This is a genomic window from Pseudomonas caspiana, assembly GCF_002158995.1.
Taxonomy (GTDB): Bacteria; Pseudomonadota; Gammaproteobacteria; order Pseudomonadales; family Pseudomonadaceae; genus Aquipseudomonas; species Aquipseudomonas caspiana.
This window is the reverse complement of the sequence record NZ_LOHF01000024.1, coordinates 79,839-101,687: the sequence shown is the minus strand read 5'-3', so window position 1 is coordinate 101,687 and position 21,849 is coordinate 79,839. Positions and strand designations below refer to the sequence as shown.

Here is a 21,849-nt window from a genome sequence, read left to right as displayed (position 1 = left end):
CGAGCAACACGAGGCAGCGATGGCGTCCTGTCTGATACACCGCTATCGCGGCCTCGCGGTGCTCGTGCGCTCCTACAGATCTAACATTTGCCGCGAGAAAGCGCGGTGCCATTGGCACCGCAGCCACTCGAATTACTGCTGATACTGCTCGTACTGCTGACCCGGAATCGGTTTGAGGTTGACCTCGACCCGACGGTTCTGAGCACGGCCATTGACGTCCGCGTTGCTGGCTATCGGCTGATCAGGGCCTGCACCACGCACCGAGAGACGGGCCGGATCAACCCCTTGCGAGGTCAGATAAGTGCTCACGCTTTGCGCGCGTTGCTGAGACAAGTCCATGTTGTGCTGACGCGAACCGGTACTGTCGGTGTAACCGACGATCTCGATGTTGTTCTGATTGAACTGCTTCAGCGAACCGGCCAGGTTGTTCAGCGGCGAATAGAAGCTGCTGGCGATAGCCGAAGAGTCGGTAGCAAAGGTGATATTGCCAGGCATGATCAACTTGATCTGATCGCCTTGACGCTGAACCTCAACACCCGTGTTGGCCATGCTTTCGCGCAACGCTTTTTCCTGTTTGTCAGCGTAGTAACCGTAGCCGGCAGACGCCGCGCCCACGACCGCAGCACCAATCAAAGCACCTTTGCCGCGATTATTGTGATCGATGGCAGCACCCGCCAGCGCACCTGCCAACGCACCCAGCCCGCCATATTTCGCAGTTTTGCTGACACCGCCAGCGTTCTGAGCCTGGCCCTGATTGTCATATGGATTTTGCGACGCACAACCGGAAAGCAGGGCCACGGCAGTGGCGACAATAATCAAACGACGGGAGGTAAACATGGAGACGCTCCTGAATTCTATGAACAGTAAGTCCTCGGACTGTGACGAAATTAGAGCATGGCAGCCCCTATAAATTCCTTAACCCTGCCTGAACAATGCTTAAGCCCGAACGTAGGGGTTCTCTTGCATCTCATCCCCCAAGCGCGGATCGGAGCATGCTAGGTGATGACCGTTGCCTGTTCACCCAGGCTTACAACCGTCAGCCTAACAGCCCCAACTCCTGCGCGCGGGCGACCGCTTGGGTTCGGCGCTCGACACCCAATTTGCCGTTGATATGGCTGGCGTGGGTTTTGACGGTGTGCAGAGAAATGAAAAGCTGGTCGCTGATTTCCTGATTGGAGCAGCCTTGCGCGATCAATTGCAGGACACTCAGCTCCCGAACGCTGAGAATATCGGTAGCATGCGGCAGATCGCTGCTCTCCCGAGGCGCAGCACTCACCATTGCCGGGATTTTCTCCAGCAACGCGTCACGCGTTGCACACGGGACGGCTTGCAGCAGTTGTTCACGCAACCAGCCCGGATGATGCTCAATCAACTCATAAAACGGCAGCAACGCTCCGCCAGTGGCTGCGCGCAGGCTTTGATCAACCAAAGCGCGGGCCTTGGATTCGTGGCCGGTGCCCATTAGCAGCATCATTTGCTGGACCAGCGCGGTCAGCTTCAAAAGCTGACCATCAACACTCTGGGCATGGATCTCCAGCCGCTTGAGCCGTTGCATGCAAGCCTCAGCCTGCCCTTGGGCGCGCTCAAGAGCGGCGCACTGCAGCTCTACGTAATGCGCCAGTTGAGGATGGCATTCAGGCGAGGATGCTGGTGTTTCGCCGCTGTAAGTCTGCGTCAATCGCAGCAGCCAGGCTTCGGCCAGATCCAGTCGGCCCTGGGCCAGCCACAGCTCGCATTTGACCAGCGTGATCATCGCCAGATAGTAAATCGACGGTACATCCCAGATGTGCATCAGCCGTTCGGCTTCAGACAACTCCGCAAACGCTTCGGCAAAACGCCCTTCTCGTCCAAGCAGCCCGGCGATCACACAGTGGCCGATCAGCACGCTGATATCCCGGCAAGCCCGAGCTTCGGCAAGACCGGCTAACAGCTGAACGCGCCCGGTGTCATTTTGCAGACGCAGAGTCAGTAAATATCCTTCATACAGTGTGAGTCGTGCACGAACTGCATACAGCCGTTGCGCCGACAAACCTTTCAAGCGTTGAAGCCCGTGGCGGACCTCATCCAGCGCACGCACTATTTCACCTCGGGCCTGCAACGCGCGGGCACGGTCGTAATGTGCGAGTGCTTCAAACAAAGGATTGGCGACCCGCTGCGCCAACTCAAGCGCATCACGGTTCAAGGCGCGGGCACGCCACAGATCCCCTTCGGTTATCGCCAGATTGGCCAGTGTCGAAAGGCACATCAAGCGTTGCCCGTAACGTTTGCGCGGCAGGCTCAACAAGGCCTCACTGCAATAGCGCCGGGTCTTTTCGGTATCACCTCGTCCCCTAGCGATGATCCCGCTCAGCGCCAACCATTGAGCAAGCATGGATGTTTGCGCCGTCGCAGACGGGGCCGGCAAAAAGCGACTGAGGTGCTCGGCCAGCTCTTCGGCCGCATCGAGTTGACAGGCCAAGCCCAGCGCCCAGGCATACAGCACGATCAGCCTCGGGGTACTGATCAGCAAGCTGTCGGGCAGGTCCATTTTCCAGCGTAACAACATGCCGACGTTCTGCTCGGCCAGTAATTGCTCTTCGGAAAGGTTCTGCACCAGATTGGCGGCAACATCCAGGTGCCCGGCCCGCAACGCCTGCTCAACCGCTTCATCCAGCAAACCCTGTTCGCTGAACCAGCGACAGGCATTCAAATGCAAGCGGTTCTGTGGCGACCCGGCCTGGGTCCTGGCACGAAGCAGGTCAGAGAATAAATGGTGATAACGGTACCAAAGGCCGTGCTCGTCCAGAGGAACCAAAAACACTTGGTGCGCTTGCAAGTAACGGAGCATTTGCGCGCTGTCATGGCTGTCTCTGACGGCGTCGCACAACTCAAAGCAAAAGCGCTCCAGGCACGCGGTGTCGTACAGGAAAGCCTGCACATCCCCGGGCAGGCATTCAATAACTTCTTCAAGCAAGTAGTCGCGAATCAGCCCTTCGCCGCCATGCAGCGCGTGTGGCAACTCGTTACCGGTTCCCACTTCAGAGGCTGCCAGCAACCAGAAGCGCAGCCCGGCGACCCAGCCCTCACTGCGTTCAATGAGGCTTTGCAGTGCATCGGCGTCCAGCGGACGTTTGCCCTGCCCCAACAACGCCAGCGATTCGGCATGAGTCAGGCGCAGGTCATGCTCGTTAAGCTCCACGAGTTGCCGTGAAAGTCGCAAACGCGCCAAATGCCATTCAGGACGCTGCCGGCTGGTGACCATGATGACCAGCCCGGCCGGGAGATGATTGAGGAAAAACTGCAAGCAGCGGTCCAGTACCGAACCCTGCGCCAAATGGTAGTCATCCAGAACCAGCAGCAGGGGTTTGCCCAGCATCAGGTGCATCGATAGCTCATCCAGCAAACCATCGAGCCACTCTTCAAAAGCGAAGGGTTGATGACGCTGACGCATCTTTAACAAACCAAGCGCCTGAGCGCCCAACTGCGGGAAAAACTGTTGCAACGCGCCGAGCAGGCGCTCAAGAAACCGTCCAGGATCGCTGTCGCGTGAACTAAGGCCCAACCACACACTTTGCCACTGCTCGGGGAGGTTCTGACAAAACTCCACCGCCAGCGAACTCTTGCCGAAACCTGCCGGTGCACTGACCAACAACAGCCGCCCGGATAGACCGGCAGCCAATCGTGTGCATAAGCGTTCACGCACTACATAGCCGTCAGGCAAGGGGGGACGAAAAAATCGCCCCTCCAGCGCGGGAACCGCGTTGCCTGAGAAGCCTTGCAAACGGGACAGGTCAGTCATGGCCGGCTCTTATTGAGGTCTTATCGGCTTGGCGAATGCTCAGCAGACTAGCCGGTAAGTCAGCCGTTTTGAAGGTGAGCCGGGAAAAGACTGTAACAATTTCCCTACAATCATCGAACCGAATACATATCCATAAAAAAGCCCCTGTTAAGGGGCTTTGGGATCAGGCCTGCTGGATATGCCGCAGGCTGCGATTGCGATGTGTCAAGACGAATACCTTCGGCAGCTCATGCTCAGGATCGTGACGGTTATCAGCGCACGCCCTCCTGACGCAGCGCATTAGGCGTGAACTCGCTGGTGGTCGCGGTGAAGCCGAAGTCATAGGCACGCTTCTCTTCGTTCTTCATGCCCAGTGCCAGATAGCGACCCGATTGCAGGTCATACAGAGCTTCGAGGGCATACCACGGCACTTGTTTGTCGTAGTAGTTCTCGGCGTGAGCTTCGGCAACACGCCAGAGCTGACCACGACCGTCGTAGTGGTCAATGACCGCTGCCTGCCAGGTGTCTTCATCGATGAAGAAGTCACGCTTGGCGTAGATGTGGCGTTGCCCTTCTTTGAGCGTTGCGGTGATGTGCCAGACGCGCCGTAGTTCATAGCGGGCCAGGTCCTGATTAATATGCCCGGCCTTGATGATGTCAGCGTACTTGAGCTTCGGATCATCCAGCTTGTAGCTGTTGGCAGCGATGTACATTTCCTGCTTGCCGACCAGTTTCCAGTCATAGCGATCCGGTGCGCCGTTGTACATGTCCAGGTTATCGGATGTGCGCAAACCGTCAGCGGCGGTGCCCGGTCCGTCATAGGAGACCTGCGGAGCACGGCGGACCCGACGTTGCCCTGCGTTATAGAGCCAGGCAGAACGCGGCTCGGCTACCTGATTGAGGGTTTCGTGCACCAGCAGCACGCTACCGGCCAGACGCGCTGGCGCGGTGACTTCCTGCTTGAAATAGAACAATACGTTGCCGGGGTTCTTCGGATCGTAGTCCTTCATTTTGTCGCGAAACACGAACTGATCACTGAAATACACCAGGCTGTATGAACCGTTAGGCTGCGGAGTCGCCTGGGTCACCAGACGTTTTACGCTCCCCCCACGATAACGCCCGATGTGATTCCAGATGACTTCGGTAGCACTCTGAGGAATCGGGAAAGGCACCGCCGTGTCGAAGTTTTCCAGACCGTTACCACCACCTACGAGCTTGGTATTGGTGGCATTTTTCCTGATGGCCGCTGACACGTCATCGGGGACGGCCGCTCCGCGATGGGACGGGTAGACCGGCATTTTGAAGGTTTCCGGGTAGCGCTTGAACATCGCGTACTGACCCGGTGCCAGATTAGCCTTGTACTGCTCTACGTTGGCAGCGGTGATCGTAAACAGTGGCTTCTCGTTGGCGTACGGGTTGGCGAGGAAGCCTTTGGCATCTACCGCCCCGGCATTCTTGGGCATTGGGCTCCAGGCAGGAATAGTGTTGGCGGCATTACCGGCCTTTTCAGCCCCCATGGGCGTGAGCGTAGTCCCAAGCTTTGCTGCTTCAGATTCAGACACAGCGGCCATGACCCCGGTTGCCAGCAGCGACAACCCGAGCACACCGACTTGCAACAGACTTTTTGTTATTTTCATATTCATCGTCGTCCTGAAAAACCGTGTTCTTAGAAGTTCATGCCAAAGCTGAGCGACACGAAGTCGCGATCATCAACCGTGGTGTACTTCCCATCGAAGAAGTTGGTGTACGCAAGAGCAGCCGTATAAGTGTTCTGATACTCGGCATCCAGTCCAAGACTTACAGCTTTACGGCCTTCCTCGAAGTTACCGCCAGGCCCCGGCGAATAGCCTTTCACGTCATGAGACCAAGCCACGTTTGGACGCAGGTTTACCCCGGCAAACACGCTGTTGTAATCCCAGATGGCGCGGGCACGATAACCCCAGGAGTTGGCGGTGGTGAAGCCATCGTCTTCGCAATATCGATTCAGGTTGTTTTGTGCTGCCCCCGTGAGTGTTCCCGCGTTGAGCGTTGCACATTGGCCGCCAGGCAGAGGGCCAGGCCCGTAGCTCGGATCACGGCCATAACGGATTTTCGAGGTGCTTTCCAGACCGCCGACATGGGTCCAGCCCACTTCACCGACCACTGTCAGACGCTCTGCCCCCATAACCTGGTCAAAGAACTGCGTAAAGCTGGTTTGCAACTGGGTGATTTCTTTACGGCGATACCCTTTTTGATCAGTATCCGGGCGACCTTGAAGCAAAGACACATTCGGGTTCAGAGGGGTAATACCGGAATACAGAATGTCAGTGGTATTGAGTTGCACAGGCGCATTAGGTCGATAGCTGATTTCGCCGCTCCAGGCAGTGCCGGTTGGCAATGTTGTGGAGAAACTGAGGCCGTACAGTTGAATATCTTCCGGGTACTCAACGTAGTAACTGGAGTTACCCGCAACAACCAGTGGCAAAAGCGTAGGAGCCAACGCAGTGGCCGTTCCCAAGGGTATGCCGCTGCCCACAAGCGCACCCACCAGACCCGCACCGCTGTAGGCACTGGCCGGACCGCCCCTACCGCTGAAAATTGGCGCACGGCTGTGGTAGTTCATGAAATAAGCGCCAAACTCGGTATCCAGCGGCTCAAAGTTGTAGTGCATGGCCACGCCGAACTGGCCACCGTCACGTGCATCCCGATCAGGGCCGCGGCGCACGATCGCACCTTCATCCGGGTTGCCGAAAGACACGCCGCGTTGGCCGAGGGTATTAAAGATCGCGCCACGCGCGCCCGCAGGCAAACCAGCGGCAGTCAATGAACTGTTCAGCCCGCTTCGACTGCGCAACACCGCCAGATTGGTATCACAACCATCCGAAATCACATCCGGCTGCGAGAAAAACGTGCCGCAGTTATCGGTAACGGTCTGGTCCCATTCCAACTGGTAAAAACCCTCTGCCGAGAGATTTTCAGTGATGCTTTGCGACAGATAGAACATGTTGACCGGAATCAAGCCTTCCTTGATTTCCGCGCCAGGACGACGGAACGCAGACACGTCGACCGGGTTGATGCTGTTGATACCGCCCTGGATGAAGGTACTCTCCCCCCAACTGACTACCTGCTTACCGAAACGCACCGAACCTGGCTCATCGCCGATGCTGTAGTTGTGGTAAACGAAGGCGTCGAGAAGCTGCCCGCCGGAAGACTTCGCGCCTTCCTTGCGATTGGAGTCGCTGATGTCCTTGAACTCGCGGTTCTCGTCCTTGAGTTCAAAGTCGTACCAGTATTTGCCACGCACGAACACACCGGTGTCGCCGTACTTCAACTCAAGATCGTGAATGCCCTTGAAGATTTTCGAAAACGTTTCACCGCGTTTGAAGTTCAAGTGGCCGTCATCGGACGTCTGCGACAGGCCATGCCCGCCGTTGTTGGAACCGATGAGATTCTTGTTGGCTTTCTCGGTAGACCAACTGGCGCCCACGGAGAGCGACGAGTCGAACTTGCCTTCGATTTCGCCAATGTTGAAGCTGACGCCGAAAGCAGGACCGGCGAGCGTAGAAGCGAGACTGACGGCCAAAGGCAGTTTTGCCCGGCGCCAGAACTGGTTTGCTGATGTCATCGACGCTACTCCATGTGTTTTTTATTGTTTTGGCAGTGGTACTGCTAAAAACGGCACAGTCGATCTTTCGACAGACAGTCCAACGCTCATCGGGTAACCCAGAAGGTTACAACGGATCAGTATCTTCATTCGTTTTTAACCAGCCCCTGATACCGACTATAGCCAGCAGGTCGCACTGCTTGATCCCTCTAAAGTGTGATTTGCAGTTCAAGACTCTCTGCCGCGCGTATTTGCGCCCGATGACGTCAGCGGGCTCGTGGGGAGAATGGCTTAATTTGCAGATTTGGCAAGCCAAGCGCTTGCTCGGCCGGTACAAGGCCCGCAAGCCGCGCTCGGCGCGGCACGGCTCAGACCCGGGCAAGGTGAAATAAGTGCCGTATTCACCTTGCCCGACACGTCAGAGCGTCGAAAGGAAGCTGCTGTTGGTGTTTTGCCATTCGATGATATCCAGCCGCATACGCTTCTTGTCGAGCTTACCGACGCTGGTCTTGGGAATTTCAGTAACAACCGCGATCTGGTGCGGGATCGCCCACTTATTGATATGCCCCAGCTCGACGAAAGGTTTGAGGTGCTCCTTCAAATCCTTTGCCTCGACACTATGCCCCTCACGCACCACCAACAATGCGAATGGCCGTTCTCCCCACTGCGGATCCGCGATTCCGACCACGGCCACCTCACGAACCCCGGGATGGCGACTGCATAAATCTTCCAGAGCCAGGGACGAGATCCATTCGCCACCGGTCTTGATGACATCCTTGATCCTGTCGCGAATATCGATCACGCCCATGCTGTCGAGCGTTGCCACATCACCGGTGTGCAGCCAGCCACCTGCCCACATTTCGGCACCTTTGTGCGGCTCTCGGTAATAACTTTCGCTCAGCCACGGTGCGCGCAGAACCAGCTCGCCCATGGTCTCACCATCGGCAGGTAGGAAATTCCCGTCTTCATCAACGATTGCCGCGTCCACTAATACGCCAGGTACGCCTGCCTTGATTCGATACGTGACGCGCTCGTCCTCGCTGCCAGCGCGCAACTCATCGTTAAGATGCGCAACCGAGATCAACGGGCCGGTCTCGGACATGCCATAAGCGGCAGTCAGCTGAATGCCTCGCGCCTTGGCCGCTTCATACAGCGTCCGGTTCAGCGAGCTGCCTCCGATAATGATCTTCCAGCCGCCGAAATCGACGCCCTGCGCAGCTTTTGCGTTGAGCACCATCTGCATGATGGTTGGCACGCAATGGGAAAAGGTGACCTTCTCCTTGCGCCATAGCTCGACCAGAAACTCAGGGTCATAGCGACCGGGATAAACCTGTTTGACGCCCAGCATGGTCGCCGCGTAAGGCATGCCCCAGGCATGAACGTGAAACATTGGCGTGATGGGCATGTAAACGTCACCGGTTCGCAGCAATCCTTCGACGCTGCCTAAACCGGTTGCCAGACCCAAGGTGTGCAGCACCAACTGGCGATGGCTGAAATACACGCCTTTAGGATTACCCGTTGTGCCGGTGGTGTAGAAAGTCGTAGCGACGGAGTTTTCATCGAAGTCTTCGAATTCATACTGGGCACTGGCTTGGGCTAGCAGCGTCTCGTATTCGCCCACCAGATTGGGCAATTCAGCAGTCTTTTCCGGCAAGTCCGTCAGTAGCAGGGTTTTCTCGACGGTGGTCAGGTGCCCGGCCATTGCCTGATACAGGCCGACAAACTCACTGTTGACCAGCACGAACTTATCTTCGGCATGGTTCATCGTGTAGACGATCTGATCCGGGGAGAGCCGGACGTTGATGGTGTGAACCACCGCGCCAATCATCGGAATGGCGAACATGCACTCAAGGTAACGATGGCTGTCCCAGTCCATTACCGCCACAGTATCGCCAGCTTTTACGCCTGCGGCACTGAGCACATTTGCCAACCGGCAGACGCGTTCGATCAGTTCTGGATAGGTAAAGCGAACGGTGTCGCGATAGACGATTTCCCGGGTTTTTTCGTAACGGCTGCCTGACATCAATAGCCGCTTGATCAACAGAGGATATTGATAGGCACCTTCGGCTGGCGGAATAACGCGGGTCTGCAACATAAGAGCTCCTTTTCAAAGGGCACAGGCGTGGCTTGAAATATGGACTCTAGAGCGGTACCTCGCCAGTCAAATCAGCCAAAGGGATGATTTCTGAGAACGGGTTGTCACCTGCTTCCCCTGATGCTCTGCATCTTCTGGCAAACACATTGCAAACTTATGAACTGGCTAAACTCCTGGAGCTCACCGAGATTACGAGGTGAGCTCCAGATCGAATGTCTGCCGCGCGACAATTGCATCTCTAGCTGTATCAATGACTCTCAGTCAGCGCCAGCTTCAAGCCCAAAGCAACCAGCACCCCACCCATGGCCCGATCAAACCAGTGCCCCATGCGCGCAAAGCCTGCGCGTACGCGCTCCTGGCTAAACAGGCGCGCGACCATGCAAAACCACAGCCCCGTCGCGACCGCCAGGTACACGCCATAACCGGCCTGCACCCACAGCGGCGTGTGCGGGTTGATAACTACGGTGAACAACGACAGGAAAAACAGCGTTGCCTTGGGATTCAAGCCGTTGGTGATGAAGCCGCTAGTAAACGCGCCACGAGCCGTGCGCTCACCTGCTGCAACGTTGACCGGTGCATCGCTGGCACTGGCTGGCTTGGCCCGCAGCGCTTTGAAGCCGATGTAAAGCAGGTAAGCCGCAGCGGCCCACTTGAGCGCGTTGAACAAAACGATCGATTGCGAAACGATCAAGCCAATCCCGAGTAACGAATAGCCAACATGCAGAAAGATCGCCGTGCCCACGCCCATGGCGGTATAGGTGCCCGCTTTGCGCCCATGAGCAACGCTTTCCCGCACAACCACCGCGAAATCGGGGCCAGGGCTGGCGACAGCGAGCAAGTGAATCAAGGCAACGGTGAGAAACTCGGCCCAGTACATGATGGTTCTCCGAAAAATAAGCTGGCAAAAGTTAAGCCGGCCAAAAATGTAAGCAAGCGTTTCGCTCTGTTAGGCTAGCCACATTAAGCCTTCAATACGTCCATTAACAGGTACAGCTGATGAGCAATCACGGTAAGGCAGTTTTTCTCGACTACACGTCGTTGGATCTGGGCGATCTGGACTTCAGCGCGCTGCGTGAATGCTTCAGTGAACTGACGCTGCACACCAGCACCAGCGCAGATCAGGTGATCGAACGCTTGCAGGGTGCACAGGTGGCTATCAGTAACAAGATCGTGATCGATTCCGACACGTTCGCGGCATGCCCCGACCTCAAGCTGGTGCTGGTGACTGCCACCGGCACAAATAACATCGACCTGGCCGCAGCCCGTCATCACGGCGTTACCGTATGCAACTGCCAAGGCTACGGCACCCCGTCGGTGGCCCAACACACCTTGATGCTGCTGTTGGCACTGGCGACGAGCCTGCCGGATTACCAGCAAGCAGTGCAGCAAGGCCAGTGGCAGAAGTCGAAACAGTTCTGCCTGCTGGACTTTCCTATCGTGGAGCTGGAAGGCAAGACATTGGGCCTGCTGGGTCACGGGGAACTGGGGGGTGCCGTTGCAAAACTGGCCGAAGCCTTTGGCATGCGTGTCTTGTTGGGACAAATCCCTGGCCGCCCTGCCCGCCCGGATCGTTTGCCACTTGAAGAGCTTCTGCCACAGGTCGATGCCCTGACCTTGCATTGCCCGCTCAACGACGACACCCGCGACATGCTCGGCGCCCACGAACTAAGTCTGCTCAAGCCACACGCCTATGTGATCAACACCGCTCGCGGCGGGCTGATCAACGAGCAAGCACTGGCCGATGCGCTGCGTAAGGGTCACTTGGGCGGTGCTGCTACCGACGTGCTCACGGTTGAACCACCCAGCGCAGGTAATCCGCTGCTGGCAGGCGACATTCCGCGCCTGATCATTACGCCTCACAGTGCCTGGGGTGCTCGCGAAGCACGCCAGCGGATCGTCAGCCAAGTGACTGAAAATGCTCTGGGGTTCTTTGCAGGCGAGCCGGTTCGGGTGGTGAGTTAGGCCGCAGCGCCCGCTACGACGCATGTCATACGGAAGACCTGCAGGAGCGCACGAGCACCGCGAGGCCGCGTTGCTCGTGCGATCCTGCAGGATGCATTTCAATTCAAGGGATAGCACCGCCGTTGCCGGCTTCAAACTGTTAGACTCCGCGCTTTTTCGAGGAGCCCACCATGGACCCGCGCAGTGAAGTGTTACTCCGTCAGGCCGAGTTATTTCAGGGCTCCCTGCTGCTGGCGGGTCTGCCTGCTGACGATTTGCTTGGACGTTTGCCGCAAGCTCATGGCTGGTGCTGGCATGCTGGTGATCAAGCCGCGCTGGATGCTCGCTTCGAAGGTCGTACCCATTTCGGCGTGAATGTCTCAGAGCAGCCGTTTGACAGCGCGGTGCTGTTCCTGCCAAAAGCGCGTGACCTGACCAACTACGCGCTCAACGCCCTGGCCTCTCGACTGGCAGGCCGTGAATTGTTTCTGGTAGGCGAAAAACGCAGTGGTATCGAAGCCGCCGCGAAACAACTGTCCCCGTTTGGCCGTGCCCGCAAGCTGGACAGCGCCCGCCACTGCCAGCTCTGGCAAGTCACCGTCGAGCAGGCGCCCGAGGCTCTTGAGCTGGAAAGCCTTGCCCAGCATTACGAAATCGAAATGGAGGACGGTCCGTTGAAGGTCGTCAGCCTGCCCGGCGTGTTCAGCCACGGGCGCCTCGATCGTGGCTCAGCGCTACTCCTGCAACATATCGACAAACTACCCAGCGGCAATTTGCTCGACTTCGGTTGCGGCGCTGGCGTGCTGGGGGCTGCGGTAAAACGTCGCTACCCGCATAACAACGTAATCATGCTCGATGTCGATGCTTTCGCCACTGCCAGCACGCGCCTGACCCTTGCTGCGAACGGGCTTGAGGCCGAAGTTCTGACCGGCGACGGTATCGACGCTGCACCCATGGGCCTAAGCACGATTTTGAGCAATCCACCGTTTCATGTCGGGGTTCATACCGACTACAAGGCCACGGAAAACCTGCTGAGAAAAGCACGCCAACATCTGAAATCAGGTGGCGAACTTCGGCTAGTCGCCAATAGCTTCCTGAAGTACCAACCCATTATCGAAGAGCATTTTGGCGTGTGTGCGATCAAGGCTGAAGGTAACGGCTTCAGAATCTACCGCGCCAAGCGGGCTTGAAAATAAGCACTTGCCCAAAGCGAAAGCTGAAGGCAGAATCCGCTCCGTCCTAGGGGAGTAGTCTCCCACGAGCGCCACGCTCGTCCGGTACGCATCAACATACTTGGTCCTCAGACCATGGTGCGTACGACCCCGAATCCGCTCAGACGGATCGGTGGTTTGACAAGACCTATGACACGAACACCTTACCCGGGGCGGGGAGGCTGTACGTGTCATAGCCGTGTCGACCCGCCCCTTAGGAAAACCTGATGCTGGAATCCTTGTTGGTCCCCACCGCTGTAGTCGCGCTTGCCGAAATCGGTGACAAGACCCAACTCCTTGCCCTCATTCTGGCAGCTCGCTTTCGCAAGCCATGGCCAATCATTGCGGGCATCGTCGCCGCAACCCTGGCTAACCACGCCGCCGCGGGTGCTGTTGGTGCCTGGTTCAGCAGCTTCTTCTCCGACGCCACCTTGCACTGGATTCTTGCTGCGAGCTTCACCGCGACCGCTTTGTGGACTCTGGTCCCGGACAAGATGGATGACGACGAGGCCAACACCGCACGCAAGTTTGGCCCGTTCATGACCACTCTGATCGCGTTTTTTATTGCGGAAATCGGTGACAAGACACAGATCGCCACGGTCATGCTCGCCGCGCAATATTCTTATCTGTGGCTAGTGATTATCGGCACCACGGTGGGTATGTTGCTGGCCAACGTTCCGGTGGTGCTGGCAGGTAATTTCGCCGCCGAAAAACTGCCTCTGACCTTGATACGCCGCCTGGCTGCGAGCGCTTTCTTCGTGCTTGCCCTGGTAGCGGTTTACAAGGCAATGCAGGTGAGTGGCTGGGTATAAAACGAACCTGTAGGGTGAACTTGTTCGCGACACGGCGTGACTGACACGACTCCATATTTCTGTAGGAGCGCATGAGCAACGCGAGGCCGCGATAACGGTGTATCAGGCAGGACGCTATCGCTGACTCGCGCTGCTCGTGAGCTCCTACAGGGACCTGCGTTGTATCAGGACTTTGGTGCGGCGTTGTACAACGGCATCACCTTGGGAATCGCCGCCTGCAACGAAGCAATACGGCTCTCCGAAGCCGGGTGAGTGCTCATGAATTCAGGCTGTGAGCCACCGGAGTTCTCGGTCATTTTCTGCCATAGCGTGATAGCGGCGTTCGGGTTGTAACCGGCACGTGCCGCCAGCTCCAGGCCAAGCAGGTCAGCTTCATTTTCGTTGCTGCGGCTGTTAGGCAAGGTCAGGCTGTAATTAACCACGGTATCGGCCAGCGCCATACTGTCCTGCCCCAACCCCAGAATGGCGCCCGCCCCTTGTTTGGCCATGGCCACACCATAGGCCTTGGACATCGACTCACGCCCATGCTCGCGCAAGGCATGAGCAATTTCATGGCCCATCACCGCAGCGATTTCGTCGTCTGTGAGCTTCAGTTTATCGATCAGGCCGGTGTAGAAAATGATCTTGCCGCCAGGTCCGCAGTTGGCGTTCAACTCATCACTTTTGATCAGGTTCACTTCCCACTGCCACTGCGCGGAATCCGGACGCAGTTTAGGAGCCTGACCGATCAGGCGATCGGCAATCGCATGCACGCGCTTGGCATTGGCGCTCGTGGTATCCAGGACACCCTTGGTCGAAGCCTCGCCCACCGTTTCTTTATAGGATTGGGCATACATCTGATTGACCTCATCGGTCGAGAGCATGCTGAACATGTATTGCTTGCGCTCTACACCGACCGAATCGCCGCTGGTGGTGTTCACGGCCTGACAGCCGCCGAGCAGCAAGGCTGCACTCAAGGCACATAGAGCAAATTTCTGACGCATGATGGATCTCCCTCTGAACATGGCGCTCATCCTAGGCGGTGAACGATGGATGCGCCAGATGCTGGCTGACAGCCAAGTTTGTCCGCCTGGTCACACATTGGTTCCTGTAGGCGTGCAAAGGTGATAGGCGACGTGGAAGCGGCTTTAGTCAGGAAAGCAGCAGTCTGACGACACACTTTTAGTGACTGTAACCGCCTCTTCCCGGCTAAAGCCGGTCCCACGATCACAACGGCGTCAGACACTCAGGCGCGTTAAGCTTGGGATCATTGATCAGATTCGCCAGCGGGCGCTCGCGGAGCGCGGTTTGCGGGGCGGCGAGCAGAGCTTGCAAGGTCGGCAACGGCGTATCGGCAGCCAACCAGTCCTTTTGCCCTTGCGCGTCGAGAATCAACGGCCGCCGCTGGCTGGCCGCTAGCTGGGTAACGACCGCAACGCTCAGATACGTGTGGCCTTGCACCGGATAAGCCTCCCAGATCGCTGCAAAAAACAGCGCCGAGCCCTCCCCCGGCGTCAACCAGAATGGTCGCTTGCGCGTGGTGCCGCGCCATTCATAAAAGCCATTGGCGGGTAGCAGGCAACGGCGTAAGCGAAAGGCCTCACGAAACATCGGCTGCTCGGCCAACGTCTCGGCGCGGGCATGCGCCGGTGTACGGGAAAGATCGGTCAACCAGGGCGGGGTCAACCCCCAGCGCGCACGGGCCAACTCAAGGTCGCCTTCAGTCCCGGCGACCGCACGCAGCATAAGCACCGAGTCGGCTGGCGAAATATTCCATTGCGCCTGTTGGTCCGCCGGGAAACCGGGCAAAGCCGCAAAAGCGGGCGTCCAACGAAACAGCGCATAACGTCCACACATGGGGTAACAAGACTCTTTTGGATGTATCAGTCAGTAGAAACAGGATGCATGTCCGGCTCAACACACCAGCACATCAGGAAAATTATCGGGTTCTTCACCGGGCTCCCCTCCAGAGAAGGGCAGCGCCGCATTGTACTCAGTGATCAACTGCCGCGCCCGCTCGACCTGATCGTTATCCACTAGTAACCCTAATAGCCCAAGAGCTGGCAACTCACCCAACGCTCCCAACAAATGTCCACCGGTCAGGTGCGCTTCAATACCTTCGCTGGCGAGCATGCCTTGTAACAGCTCACCTTCCATCAGGTTTTCCGGCTCGTAGACTTTCTGCATTATTCGTTCTCGCTGCGAACGTCCAGACTCCAGTCTTCACCATCGGTTTGCAGGTCGAACACGATGGGGCGACAGCATACCGGGCAATCTTCTATGTACTGCTGATCACCGCCAGAAAGATCCAGCACGGCTTCAACGGGCTCCCCGCAGTAAGGGCAGTCGTAACTCTGAATTTCCTGCATCGCGGTCTCCGGGTTCAGTTGTGCGTATAATCGCGCTCTTTGAAGGCTCCGATAGAGTCTGGACGCAATTGCCAGACCTGGCCTCCCCTATTTTTGTCACCCTTACAAGAGAGCATGATGGGCGAATTCGATGCCATCCGACCTTACAACGATGCTGAAGTCTCAGCGGTACTTGAGCGTTTGCTCAGCGACAAAGAATTTCTATCGATCCTGACCCGCTTTCGCTTCCCGAAACTTGCGGGCGCTTTGGGCTGGGCATTACAACCGATCATTGCCCGCAAACTGCGCCGTCAGTTCGTCGGTATCAATTCGGTCGCTACCTTGCAGGACAAGGTCGAATACTACGTCGACCACACCATTGAGCGCGCTACCGACGGTGTGACCTACACCGGTGTCGAGCAGTTCAAATCCGGCAGCGCCTATCTGTTTCTGGCCAACCACCGCGACATCGTGATGGATCCGGCTTTCGTCAATTACGCCGTGTACCACGCCGGCCTGCCAACACCGCGTATCGCGATTGGCGACAATCTGCTGCAAAAGCCGTTTGTCAGCGACCTGATGCGCTTGAACAAAAGCTTCATCGTGCACCGCTCCATCGCAGGACGCAGAGAAAAGATGGCGGCCTATCAGTTGCTGTCGGCGTACATCAACCACTCGATTCGCAATGACTGCCAGTCGATCTGGATTGCCCAGGCGGAAGGTCGCGCCAAGGACGGTGATGACCGTACCGAGTCGGCGATCCTCAAGATGTTCCACATGAGTCGCAAAGACGAGCCGTTCGCCGAAGTGATCCAGTCACTGAACCTGACGCCGGTGTCCATCAGCTATGAGTACGACCCTTGCGATCACGCCAAGGCTCGCGAGCTTTACATTCGAGCCACGACCGGCACGTACAGCAAAGCGCCGGGCGAGGACGACGTAAGCATTGCGTTGGGCATCACCGGCTATAAAGGCCGCGTTCATGTGAACTTCGCGCCGCCGATTACCGAACTGTTTGAAGACACCAAAGCGCTGGCCATTGAGATGGATCGGCAGATTCTCGGCGGCTATCGCCTGTTCCCGGTGCATTATCTGGCGTACGCACAATGGGCAGACGCCGACCCGTCCCTCAATGTGCCATTGGCCAAAGATGTGTTCGCAGCGCCGGAGCTGACAAAGGCACAGGAAGAATGGCAGCGCCGCCTGGACGAATGCCCCGCCGAGCACCGCCCTTACCTGGTGCTGCAATACGCAACGCCAGTCCGCAATCAGTATCGGGTCAAGGCGGGTATCCCGCTCTGATCCTGCCGACGGCTCAAAAAAGGCGCTGATATTCAGCGCCTTTTTTGTGCATGATAATTGTCGAACAATTTTTATCACCGTCACGCGAACGTAACGTGATCCGGGCACTGTATGGCTCCTTCGAGGCAGAACTTCGACCTAATGGAGCTTCACATGCTGCACGCAAAAAACCAGGACCGCCTTTATCTGATCGCCCCAAGCGACGAACAGGAAGCCTTGATCGACGCTTGGTCCTTCAATGTTCAGGACCGTCACTGGCTGGTCTACTGCGCCCTTGGTGGTCACCAACACCATGACTTGCCAGACATGGATCTGCAGACGGGTTTCAGCTTTCTGGATTTTTATCAGCAGGCGGCGTGAGCCTGATCGGGATCATTGATAGGACGATTGGCGCGAAGTCGTGGGACCGGCTTTAGCCGGGAAGAGGCCAGTACAAGCACCACATTTTTATCGCCAGACATGCCGCCTTCCCGGCTAAAGCCGGTCCCATGTCAGCTTGCGGGCAAACCTAGCCCCCCCCACAAGTAAAAGTATTGGCACAAAAAAAGCCCGGCATCTCGCAAGATAGCCGGGCTTTTTTATAGCAGCGCTGGTGTTACTGGGCCAGCGTGTTACCGATGGTTTGATCCTGGAACAGACGCGTCAGGGCGTCGCTCAGCACATCGCTGACCAGACGAGTGTTGGTTTCCTGATTCGGCGCCATGCCAAATCGCTGATCCAGCGAAGCGGCATAACGACCTGCGTAGTTGCGACCGTTGTTCTGCACTTCGGCACGGAACGTGGTGCTGATAGTCGCCTCAGTCACATACAGCCCTTCTTTCGGAGACTGATACTTCAGATCCGCCAGGGTAATGGTCAGTTGTGGACCGCCGCCATTAGACGATGGGGTGAAGCCCAGCAGACGCACGGCGGCTTCAGCCTGAGCCTGCAGCTTGGGCAGCACGTCAGCACTGGAAACGCTGACAGCGCTGGTTTCCGGATACATACCGCCACGAGTACCCAGCGTCGGGCTTGGGCGACCATCAACAACACGGACAACTACGGGCTGACCACGGCCTACCGGTGCCAGCTGAGCGTTCAGCTTGGGTTGCGGGCTAAGTTGTTGCGGGCTGTGGGCACAACCGACCAGAGTCAGACTCGTTACAGCAAGCAAACCAAACATAATGCGACGCAGCATGCTCATCTCTCCAATGGGCCAGGCACTAAATGTGCCGCAGTATAGCGGCCTCCCAGCACCGCCAACCAGTGAAAATCGGACCGCGACAGCCATGCAATGGTTCAGCAACCCGCTCGTCACGACGATGTCATGTGCGGTGTGCACACTTGCGCCTAAACCAACCGGGAGCCCCGTCATGGACTTTATCTGGTCACTCTTCAGCCAACGCCCCACCTACCGTCACTACGCACGCGTTGATAACACCGGCATCTGCCGCGCTTTCAAGCAATGCAGCCAGCCCCCTGTCGGTCAGGAGTGGGTGGAAGTCGCCGAGCAAAATCTGTCCTGGCTGAACCAGCCGCTGCCCTTCAACGCACGACTCATTCGTCAAGCCGGACAACCTGCAGCCCGCCATCTGCGCATGGCCTGACCAAAAACCGAATTAAAGTCACTTAATACGATCAATTCCTGTCGTTTCATCGCTATAATCTCCCCCCGATTATAAGGACGTCTCCTGATCGGGCCTCGCAGCATGGCTAATCCCCGGATTAGCGCCTTCGTAATGCCCACAGAGAGCCGCCCACACAGGTCATATGCGCGCAGATTGCGTGTTGGTCAGTGAACAAAGGCTCGATTCTTTCGAACCTTTCGCTCGCCAACACCTCAGGATGCATGCGGTGATCTGCCGGTGCTGTCATTGTGCAGCCCTTTTTGAGGTTGAGGTTCGCGCCTCCAAAAGAGCGCGAAAAAACGGGTTTCACTACTTCACAAGAGTGTGGCGAGCAAATGAACAGGTACGCGTTTGTAAATGCACCATTAGCATCTGACCCAGCCCTATTGCACAGGATCGATTGCCGCTGCGCAGCCTCCACGACCGGAGTCTGAAGCCTGTCCGCTACGGATTTGGTTGCATAACCGGGTGCCTTGACGATAGTCGAATGGCTGACCGGACCGAAAAATGCGTTCATGCTGCCCTGATGAACCTTTGATTCAAGTCCGTTTGGTGGCCTCCGGTGATGATGCGAAGAATTGCGAAGAATCGGACATGCAGATCCTGGCCAGGGTTATCGGGGCACAACTTTGAACAAAGCCCCGCTACCAGGCATCTGACCTCAGGATCGTATGCCGTCAATTTGGTGCTGCAGATTTTGGAGACGCGTTAATGGCGCATAACGAAGCAGTCGATGTGGTATTGGTTGGGGCAGGCATCATGAGTGCCACTCTTGCCGTACTGCTCAAAGAGCTCGACCCCGGCCTCAAGCTGGAAGTCGTTGAGCTGATGGACTCTGGCGCTGCGGAGAGTTCCAACCCGTGGAACAACGCCGGTACCGGCCATGCCGGGCTGTGCGAACTCAATTACACCCCTCCGGCAAAAGATGGTTCGATCGACATCAAAAAAGCCGTGCAGATCAATACCCAGTTCGAGGTGTCCAAACAGTTCTGGGCCTACCTGACGCAAAAAGGCACCTTCGGCTCTTCGAAGAATTTCATCAGTGCAGTCCCGCACCTGAGCTTCGTGCAGGGCGAGAAAGGCATCGCCTTCCTCAAGACCCGCTTTGAAGCCATGCGCACGCACCATGCGTTCTCGTCCATGGAGTACACCGAAGACAAGGCCACCCTTGCCGAGTGGATGCCGCTGATGATGCCCGGCCGCCCGGCCGATGAGCAGATCGCTGCGACCCGCGTCATGAACGGCACTGACGTCAACTTCGGCAACCTGACCAACCAGTTGCTCAAGCACCTGACCAGCACGCCCGATGCTCAGGTCAAGTACTGCAAGCGTGTGACGGGGCTGAGCCGCAAAGGCGACGGCTGGAGCGTCAGCATCAAGGACGTGAACAGCGGCAGCACCCGTGAAATAGATGCCAAATTCGTGTTCCTGGGAGCCGGCGGCGCGGCCTTGCCGCTGCTGCAGTTGTCGGGCATCGAAGAAAGCAAAGGCTTCGGCGGCTTCCCGGTCAGTGGCCAGTGGCTGCGCTGCGATAACCCTGAAGTGGTCAAACACCATCAGGCCAAGGTTTACAGCCAGGCAGCGGTTGGCTCGCCACCGATGTCCGTGCCCCACCTTGATACCCGCGTCGTCGACGGCAAGAAATCCCTGCTGTTCGGACCTTACGCAGGTTTCACCACCAAGTTCCTCAAACATGGCTCGTTCCTCGACCTGCCGCTTTCTGTACGCGCCGCCAACATCAAACCGATGCTGGCTGTGGCTCGCGACAACATGGACCTGACCAAGTATCTGGTCAGCGAAGTCATGCAGTCCATGGAGCAACGTCTTGAGTCTCTGCGCCGCTTCTACCCAGAAGCCAAGGCCGAAGACTGGCGCCTGGAAATCGCAGGCCAACGGGTGCAGATCATCAAGAAGGACGCCAAGAAAGGCGGTGTCCTGCAATTCGGCACCGAACTGGTCTCGGCCAAGGACGGCTCGCTCGCCGCCCTGCTGGGTGCATCGCCTGGGGCTTCGGTAACCGTTTCGATCATGCTGGACCTGATCGAGCGCTGCTTCCCGGAAAAAGCGCGGGGTGAATGGGCAGCCAAGCTCAATGAAATCTTCCCGGCTCGGGAGAAAGAACTGGAAACCGACGCGCAGTTGTATGAGCGGGTCAGCACCCAGAACAACGAGCGCCTGGAACTGGTTGAGAAACACAGCGAAGCACACAGCATCGCCTGACTCTGCCGGTGAAAAACTGCAGGTCAAAAAAAACGCCCCTCGGGGCGTTTTTTTATGGCGGTAAAAACTCAGCCGCGAGCTTTTTCGATCAACTCGATGTATTCATCGGCGTTGCGCTGATCTTTGATCAGAGCGATGAAGTCATTGCCGTGCTCGTCTTTGCCATTAAGGTCGTAACCGGCTTCGAGGAAGAACACCAGAAAACGCTCGAAATCATTGACCCGCAAGCCACGGTAAGCCTTGATCAGCTTGTGCAGCGATGGCGATGTAGCGTCAACCGGCTCAAAGAGCAAAAAGGCTTTAACCTGCTCATCGCCGATTTCGTCACCAATCAACTGCTTCTTATCTTTACGCATTGCGTGCTCCAACTGGATCGCTGACTTGTTAACCGGCGGGCAGTTTACCCCCGGCTCGGCGAAAGGCTCAACGAGTACGCACAGCCCCGGTGTGCAAATCGGCCCAGACATGGCCGTTGGCATAAGTGAGGAACTGGCAGTAAAGCTTTTCGTTGCGCAGCAGATCCATCAGCGTTCGGTACTGCGTGACAGGGTAATAGAGGTTCAGAACCCGGCTCTTGTCATCGAATACCGGCTTCTTCAGGCTTTTGCTCTCTGCGTCGAAATGAATCAGCACCTCGTTAATCGTTGCGCCTTTGTTCATCGGCTTGCCTTTGAGGCGCAGCAATACCGGTGATGTAACGGGAATAGGTGTTTGATTGGATTGACGCTGATTGCCCACCACCACCGAGTATTCGGTGATCTGCAGCAATTGCTGCTGTTCGGGTTCGCCTTCACGCAGATTCAGGTCATCTGGCGGCAGGTACTGGGCATGCATGGGTTCAGCTGAAACAGGCGCTACAACTGACAGGCAGCACAACAGCGCGAGGGTTGCGCTACGGATCAAAAGCTTCATTTCGACTTCCCGCAAGGACAGGGCTGGCACTTTAGCATGCGGGATGGCGAATCTCCTGTAGGAGCTCACCGAGGTTACGAGG

At 57.1% G+C, this 21,849-nt stretch carries 20 protein-coding genes and 1 riboswitch; of the genes, 7 read left to right on the top strand and 13 right to left on the bottom strand.

Annotated elements, in window-relative coordinates; genetic code table 11:
• Positions 1-132 precede the first annotated feature (132 nt).
• From AUC60_RS22680 to AUC60_RS22655, 6 genes are all read right to left on the bottom strand, one after another.
• Positions 133-837, bottom strand: a complete 705-nt coding sequence (locus tag AUC60_RS22680) for a YiaD family glycine zipper/OmpA-like lipoprotein (RefSeq protein ID WP_087273045.1) — start codon at positions 835-837, stop codon at positions 133-135.
• 199 nt (positions 838-1,036) lie between these two features.
• Positions 1,037-3,778, bottom strand: a complete 2,742-nt coding sequence (locus tag AUC60_RS22675) for a winged helix-turn-helix domain-containing protein (protein WP_087273042.1) — start codon at positions 3,776-3,778, stop codon at positions 1,037-1,039.
• Between the two features lie 251 nt (positions 3,779-4,029).
• Entirely contained in the window at positions 4,030-5,394 is a 1,365-nt protein-coding gene (locus AUC60_RS22670) for a DUF1329 domain-containing protein (protein ID WP_167384388.1), read from the bottom strand.
• A gap of 29 nt (positions 5,395-5,423) precedes the next feature.
• Positions 5,424-7,361 carry a DUF1302 domain-containing protein gene (locus tag AUC60_RS22665; protein WP_087273036.1) on the bottom strand — a complete coding sequence of 646 codons (1,938 nt, stop codon included), beginning with the start codon at positions 7,359-7,361 and terminating at the stop codon, positions 5,424-5,426.
• 397 nt (positions 7,362-7,758) lie between these two features.
• Positions 7,759-9,435, bottom strand: a complete 1,677-nt coding sequence (locus AUC60_RS22660) for a fatty acid--CoA ligase (RefSeq protein WP_087273033.1) — start codon at positions 9,433-9,435, stop codon at positions 7,759-7,761.
• 247 nt (positions 9,436-9,682) lie between these two features.
• On the bottom strand, positions 9,683-10,312 hold the full coding sequence (locus AUC60_RS22655) for a LysE family transporter (RefSeq protein WP_087273030.1): 630 nt from the start codon (positions 10,310-10,312) through the stop codon (positions 9,683-9,685).
• A 119-nt stretch (positions 10,313-10,431) separates the two neighbouring features.
• On the opposite strand from AUC60_RS22655, the gene AUC60_RS22650 reads away from it, so the two are divergent.
• The 3 genes from AUC60_RS22650 (at position 10,432) to AUC60_RS22640 (ending at position 13,399) form a co-directional block, all read left to right on the top strand.
• Positions 10,432-11,397: a 2-hydroxyacid dehydrogenase gene (locus AUC60_RS22650; RefSeq protein ID WP_087273027.1), complete on the top strand. Its 966-nt coding sequence runs from the start codon at positions 10,432-10,434 to the stop codon at positions 11,395-11,397.
• Between the two features lie 170 nt (positions 11,398-11,567).
• Entirely contained in the window at positions 11,568-12,566 is a 999-nt protein-coding gene (locus AUC60_RS22645) for a class I SAM-dependent methyltransferase (protein WP_087273024.1), read from the top strand.
• A 39-nt stretch (positions 12,567-12,605) separates the two neighbouring features.
• A riboswitch (yybP-ykoY riboswitch) is annotated at positions 12,606-12,726 on the top strand.
• A gap of 88 nt (positions 12,727-12,814) precedes the next feature.
• Positions 12,815-13,399 (top strand): TMEM165/GDT1 family protein, encoded by a 585-nt coding sequence (locus AUC60_RS22640; protein ID WP_087273021.1) that lies wholly within the window; start codon positions 12,815-12,817, stop codon positions 13,397-13,399.
• Between the two features lie 164 nt (positions 13,400-13,563).
• Here AUC60_RS22640 and AUC60_RS22635 read toward each other — a convergent pair whose 3' ends face one another.
• The 4 genes from AUC60_RS22635 to AUC60_RS22620 form a co-directional block, all read right to left on the bottom strand.
• Positions 13,564-14,382 carry a M48 family metallopeptidase gene (locus AUC60_RS22635; RefSeq protein WP_087273018.1) on the bottom strand — a complete coding sequence of 273 codons (819 nt, stop codon included), beginning with the start codon at positions 14,380-14,382 and terminating at the stop codon, positions 13,564-13,566.
• A 223-nt stretch (positions 14,383-14,605) separates the two neighbouring features.
• Positions 14,606-15,235, bottom strand: a complete 630-nt coding sequence (locus tag AUC60_RS22630; protein ID WP_087273015.1) for an SOS response-associated peptidase — start codon at positions 15,233-15,235, stop codon at positions 14,606-14,608.
• A gap of 57 nt (positions 15,236-15,292) precedes the next feature.
• Complete coding sequence (locus tag AUC60_RS22625; protein WP_087273012.1) at positions 15,293-15,565, bottom strand: putative signal transducing protein; 273 nt, start codon at positions 15,563-15,565, stop codon at positions 15,293-15,295.
• The gene (locus AUC60_RS22620) at positions 15,565-15,747 is read right to left on the bottom strand and encodes a CPXCG motif-containing cysteine-rich protein (protein ID WP_087273009.1); all 183 of its coding nucleotides are present in this window, start codon (positions 15,745-15,747) and stop codon (positions 15,565-15,567) included. The genes AUC60_RS22625 and AUC60_RS22620 overlap by 1 nt, the downstream gene beginning before the upstream one ends.
• Positions 15,748-15,864: 117 nt before the next feature.
• On the opposite strand from AUC60_RS22620, the gene AUC60_RS22615 reads away from it, so the two are divergent.
• Both AUC60_RS22615 and AUC60_RS22610 read left to right on the top strand, forming a co-directional pair.
• Positions 15,865-17,028: a 1-acyl-sn-glycerol-3-phosphate acyltransferase gene (locus tag AUC60_RS22615; protein ID WP_087273006.1), complete on the top strand. Its 1,164-nt coding sequence runs from the start codon at positions 15,865-15,867 to the stop codon at positions 17,026-17,028.
• 153 nt (positions 17,029-17,181) lie between these two features.
• Positions 17,182-17,388, top strand: coding sequence for a hypothetical protein (locus AUC60_RS22610; RefSeq protein WP_027899530.1), 207 nt, complete (start codon positions 17,182-17,184; stop codon positions 17,386-17,388).
• A 235-nt stretch (positions 17,389-17,623) separates the two neighbouring features.
• On the opposite strand, the gene AUC60_RS22605 is transcribed toward AUC60_RS22610, so the two are convergent.
• A complete protein-coding gene (locus tag AUC60_RS22605; RefSeq protein WP_087273003.1) occupies positions 17,624-18,205 on the bottom strand; it encodes a YajG family lipoprotein in 582 nt (193 codons plus the stop codon).
• Between the two features lie 175 nt (positions 18,206-18,380).
• Here AUC60_RS22605 and AUC60_RS22600 point away from each other — a divergent pair, with 175 nt between their 5' ends.
• Together AUC60_RS22600 and mqo are read left to right on the top strand one after the other, a co-directional pair.
• Entirely contained in the window at positions 18,381-18,614 is a 234-nt protein-coding gene (locus tag AUC60_RS22600; RefSeq protein ID WP_087273000.1) for a hypothetical protein, read from the top strand.
• Between the two features lie 732 nt (positions 18,615-19,346).
• Positions 19,347-20,855 (top strand): malate dehydrogenase (quinone), encoded by a 1,509-nt coding sequence (gene mqo / locus AUC60_RS22595; RefSeq protein WP_087272997.1) that lies wholly within the window; start codon positions 19,347-19,349, stop codon positions 20,853-20,855.
• A gap of 68 nt (positions 20,856-20,923) precedes the next feature.
• Here the strand turns inward: mqo and AUC60_RS22590 are convergent, their stop codons facing one another.
• Positions 20,924-21,211 carry a PA4642 family protein gene (locus AUC60_RS22590; RefSeq protein WP_087272995.1) on the bottom strand — a complete coding sequence of 96 codons (288 nt, stop codon included), beginning with the start codon at positions 21,209-21,211 and terminating at the stop codon, positions 20,924-20,926.
• Positions 21,212-21,278: 67 nt separating this feature from the next.
• Positions 21,279-21,767 carry a hypothetical protein gene (locus AUC60_RS22585; protein ID WP_087272992.1) on the bottom strand — a complete coding sequence of 163 codons (489 nt, stop codon included), beginning with the start codon at positions 21,765-21,767 and terminating at the stop codon, positions 21,279-21,281.
• Between the last annotated feature and the right edge of the window lie 82 nt (positions 21,768-21,849).